A 4,337-nucleotide genomic window follows, 5' to 3' on the forward strand; every position below is an offset into this window, starting at 1 on the left:
CTTTGACCCTTGCGCGCAACTACCCCAACGGAGGTTTCTGCCCGCACCACGCCTTTGTAGGCTCGAGCAAAGTGCGCTCAGCCATCCGGAAGGAGCACCATGACCACCTCCGACGCCACCTCCAGGCCCAGCCTCGACGGCGTGACCGTCGCGTTCCTCAGCACGGACGGCTTCGAGGACTCCGAGCTCACCTCGCCCTGGGAGGCCGTGGTCGCCCACGGCGGCACCGCGGTCCTCATCGCCCCCGACGACGGCGAGATCACCGGCAAGAAGGGCCACGTCGCCTCGGTGAACCGCACCTCGCACGACGTCGACGCCGCCGAGTTCGACGCCCTCGTGCTGCCGGGCGGCGTGGTGAACGCCGACGACCTGCGCACCGACCAGGCCTCAGTCGCGTTCGTCCGCGACCTCGTCGCACAGCACAAGCCGGTGGCGGTGATCTGCCACGGCGCGTGGATCCTCACCGACGCCGGCGTGCTCACCGGCCGCAGGATCACCTCGTTCCCGAGCCTGCGCACCGACCTGACGAACGCCGGCGCCACGTGGGTCGACGAGGAGGTCGTGGACGACGACGGTCTGATCTCCAGCCGCACGCCCGATGACCTCCCGGCCTTCGACGAGGCGCTGGTCGCCGCGTTCGCACGCGGCGCCGTCGCGCACCGTGCCTGACGCCCGCAGCGGCGTGACGCCCGACGCCCGACGAAGCTGAGGAGGATCCGACACGATGACGACCGGCTCGGACGAGACCACCACCACCCACGCCCCCAACCCGGACGACCCGCGCAAGCCGGACTCGCCCGACGACCTCACGGGCCGCTCCTGGAAGTACGTCCTGCGCACCACCGTGCGGGAGTTCCAGGAGGACCAGTGCACCGACCTCGCGGCGGCGCTCACGTACTACGCCGTCCTCGCGATCGCGCCGGCGCTGCTCGCGCTCACGTCGATCCTCGGGCTCGTGGGCGATCCGGAGGAGATGGTCACCCGGGTGATGGACCTGCTCGAGGGTGTGCTCCCGCCCGAGGCCCTGGCCTCGGTGCAGCCCATCATCGAGAACCTCACCCAGGCGTCGGCCGCGGGCTTCGCGTTCGTCATCGGTCTGGTCACCGCGCTGTGGTCCGCGTCGGGATACGTCGCCGCGTTCTCACGCGGGATGAACCGCGTGTACGAGGTCGAGGAGGGGCGACCGATCTGGAAGCTTCGCCCGCAGCTGCTCCTGGTCACGCTCGCGCTCCTGGTCATCGCGGCGGTGATCGTCGCGGCGCTCGTGCTGTCGGGCGACGTGGCGCGGTCCGTCGGCTCCGCGCTGGGCCTGAGCGACGTGACCGTCACGGTCTGGAGCATCCTCAAGTGGCCGCTCGTCCTCGCGCTGGTGGTGCTCGCAGTCGCACTGCTGTACCACCAGACGCCGAACGTGCGGCAGCCGAAGTTCCGCTGGGTGAGCGTCGGCGCGCTGGCCGCGATCCTCGTGTGGGTGCTCGCATCGGTGGGCTTCGCGCTGTACGTCTCGCGATTCGCGAGCTACGACTCCACGTACGGCTCGCTGGCCGGTGTCATCATCCTGCTGCTCGCGCTCTGGATCATGAACCTCGCGTTGCTGTTCGGCGCGGAGCTGGACTCCGAGCTCGAGCGCGGTCGCGAGCTGCAGGCGGGCATCCCCGCTGAGCGCGACCTCCAGCTCCCCGCCCGCGACACCAAGGCGGCCGAGAAGCGGGCCGCCAAGGCGGAGGCGGACGTCGCGCGCGGCCGGGCGCTGCGGGTCACGCGTGGCGAGACGAGCGACGCCGACGAGGCGGGCACGGCCGGGTCGGTGAAGGACGCGAAGGGCGACGAGCGGCCGGGCCGCTCCGACTCCTAGCTACCCGACGGCGAGGCGTCAGCCGGAGCGACGGGTCGCCGACGCGAAGCCCAGCCAGTCGTGCCGGTTGCGCCACCAGCACCAGCCGACCTTCGGGGCGCCGCGTCGCTCACGCCCGTCGCGGCCCGTGCCGCCGCTGATCCACAGCGCCGGGGTGCGCGCGTCGAACCCGCCGCGCGGCTTCGCCTTGCGCGTGCTCAGGCACATGAAGCAGTGGTTGGGCTCGAGCCGCTGGGGCTGCTGCAGCAACCAGCTGATCCCCTCGTGCAGCGTGAGCGGCGAGCGCTCGGCCGCGGTCAGCGCCGCCAGCGCCTCCTCGGGCGAGGCGCCCCGCAGGTGGTCGCCGCGCTCGACGTCGTGCACGAGGTAGAGCGGCGAGTCCGGCAGCGCGACGTCCGGCACCGTCGTGAAGTCGTCGAGGTCGGTCATGTCGACCACCACGAAGCCGGGCTTGCCGCCGCGCTCCAGCAGCGGCGCGAGCGCGCGCGCCGGGACGAGGCTCGGGTGGATCGCCAGCAGCGCGGGCACCCCCTGGTTCACCGCGAGGCGCCCGACGGCGTCGCGCAGCTCCCGCTCGTCGCGTCCCGCGAGTGCAGCGAGACCGAGCGCGAGGAGCCGGTCCAGCTGCTCGCCGACTGGTGGAAGCGGGAGGTGCGACGGTGCACCTGGCGAGGCTGCGCCGTCGTGCGCGGGATCGGCGACGGCAAGCTGGAGGCTCCGCGTGGCGGCGGGCGCGGCGGCGTGCTGTGTGGTGGTGGGCTCGGACGTGGGGGCGACGGGCAACGGCTCTCCTCGGTCGGGCGGTCCCAGGTCCAACGCGCCGCCTGCGAGCCGCATTCCCTGGCGTGGGGCGCCGCGTGCTTCCGCTCCCGTTCCGCCACAGCGACTCCGCGTTCTGCCACAGCGACTCCGCGGCGTCCGGCTGGCGTCGGCCGGCCTCGCGACCTGCGGAGACGCAGCGCGGGTACAGCCCGAGCCGCGGTCAGTCGCTCTGCCGTCACGCCCAGTCGCTCTCCCGTCACGAGTGGGGCCGTCCTGCTCGGGCGCGCTCAGACCAGCGGGACGATGCCGAGGATCGTGGCCACCAGGCGGCGGCCGGCGGGCGTCGGGTGCCAGTCGAAGCCCCGGTCGGAGGGGCGCAGCGAGTCGGTCCGCGTGAGCAGGGCAACGGTGGTGCGGATCGTGGACCGCAAAGCCAGTCCTGGGTCGCCGCCGACGAGCTCCCAGCGGAGGGACTCCATGCCCAGCTGGATCCGGGCGTCACGGTCGTTCAGCTGCTGGTAGCGGTTACCGTCGGGAGTCTGGTGGGGTAGCGCGGCAAGGTCGATCAGCGTGAGGGTGCTGGCGGCGACACCGGGCTCGTCATCACCCCACGGCAGCCTCTCGACGAGGAGCTCGACCATGCCGACCGGGTCGTTGACGAGCCGGTCGCCGAGCTTCGTGCACACCATCCGGCCGCGGAACGCGCGGGCAAGCCCGAGTCGGCGCACCAGCTCGCGGAACTGCCCGATCGGAGGCGTGGAGTCCTCGCGGGTCATCTTGCCGATCCACTCGCGGCTCAGTTCGAGCTCCTCCGCGAGCGCAACGACGTCGGCGGGCTTGAGGTAGCCGGCCGCGGTGAGGGGGACGCCGCCGGGTCCGAGGTACGCGAGGAACCAGCGCAGGTGGACGGTGAGGTCGATGCAGTCGCGGGTGTCGAGCGATCGATCCACCAGCTCCGCGGCCACGCGGACCTGCTCGAACATGCTGCCGGGGCCGCGCCACGGCGCCTGGCGCAGAACGGCGGCGACCGCCGGGCGCAACGGAGGCTCGGGGGCGGCCTGGAGCCGGACGCGGCGCGCGGCGCCGTCGAGAGAGAACGGGTCGAGGGCGTCCACGCCGTCGAACACACCGTCGGCGACCAGTCGCTCGTACCCGTGTGCTCCGCCGGAGTCCTCCGGCGGGCACGCCCCCTCCCCCGCGTCGAGGTGCGGGACGCTGACGGCGCGAGGTTCGCCGTCGGGAGTCAACGCGACCAGGGTGAGCTCATGCTCCCACCGGTCGCCGTAGTCGTAGAGGTAGGTGGCGGGCTCGCCGCCGCGCTCGAGGACGTCGGCAACGACGCCGTCCTCGACGTCCGTCGCGCCGTCCTCCTCCAGGGGAAGGTCCGGATGCGCGTCGCGCCACGTCCGCTCGCCGCGGCCGAACGTGTAGAGGTGCGCGTCGTCCCAACCCATGGCCGCCTGGAGGGCGTAGTGCAGGTCGGTGAGCGGGAGGCCGGCGGGGACGCGGAGCTCGCGCCAGACGGGCGGCTCGACGTCGAAGAGGGTGACGCGCAGCGCGTAGGTCTCCACGGGAGGAGCCTGTCAGGTGTCGGCGGGGCCGCGTCCGGACGGCGCCGAGCCACACGTGCGGGCAAACGACCGTCACCCGTCTGATAAGCCATCCCCCGGGCCGGCGTGGCTGACCCAGGAGTCATTCGGCATCGCTGAACTCCGAGTGA

At 72.8% G+C, this 4,337-nt stretch carries 4 protein-coding genes; 2 read left to right on the forward strand and 2 right to left on the reverse strand.

The genetic code is table 11. The features are described from left to right. Positions 1-99 precede the first annotated feature (99 nt). On the forward strand, positions 100-669 hold the full coding sequence (locus FH969_RS14470) for a type 1 glutamine amidotransferase domain-containing protein (RefSeq protein ID WP_139987884.1): 570 nt from the start codon (positions 100-102) through the stop codon (positions 667-669). 55 nt (positions 670-724) lie between these two features. Next, entirely contained in the window at positions 725-1,855 is a 1,131-nt protein-coding gene (locus FH969_RS14475; protein WP_139987886.1) for a YihY/virulence factor BrkB family protein, read from the forward strand. An 18-nt stretch (positions 1,856-1,873) separates the two neighbouring features. On the opposite strand, the gene FH969_RS14480 is transcribed toward FH969_RS14475, so the two are convergent. Together FH969_RS14480 and FH969_RS14485 are read right to left on the reverse strand one after the other, a co-directional pair. Next, a complete protein-coding gene (locus FH969_RS14480) occupies positions 1,874-2,638 on the reverse strand; it encodes a DUF5701 family protein (protein WP_246071993.1) in 765 nt (254 codons plus the stop codon). Positions 2,639-2,904: 266 nt separating this feature from the next. Further along, positions 2,905-4,188, reverse strand: coding sequence for a plasmid pRiA4b ORF-3 family protein (locus tag FH969_RS14485; RefSeq protein WP_139987888.1), 1,284 nt, complete (start codon positions 4,186-4,188; stop codon positions 2,905-2,907). Positions 4,189-4,337: the final 149 nt, after the last annotated feature.

It is taken from the genome of Miniimonas arenae (assembly GCF_006351005.1).
GTDB lineage: Bacteria > Actinomycetota > Actinomycetes > Actinomycetales > Beutenbergiaceae > Miniimonas > Miniimonas arenae.

Excerpts from the sequence above, each read along its gene's own strand:
- FH969_RS14470 (WP_139987884.1), top strand. The coding sequence starts at position 100 with ATGACCACCTCCGACGCCACCTCCAGGCCCAGCCTCGACGGCGTGACC.
- FH969_RS14475 (WP_139987886.1), top strand. The coding sequence starts at position 725 with ATGACGACCGGCTCGGACGAGACCACCACCACCCACGCCCCCAACCCG.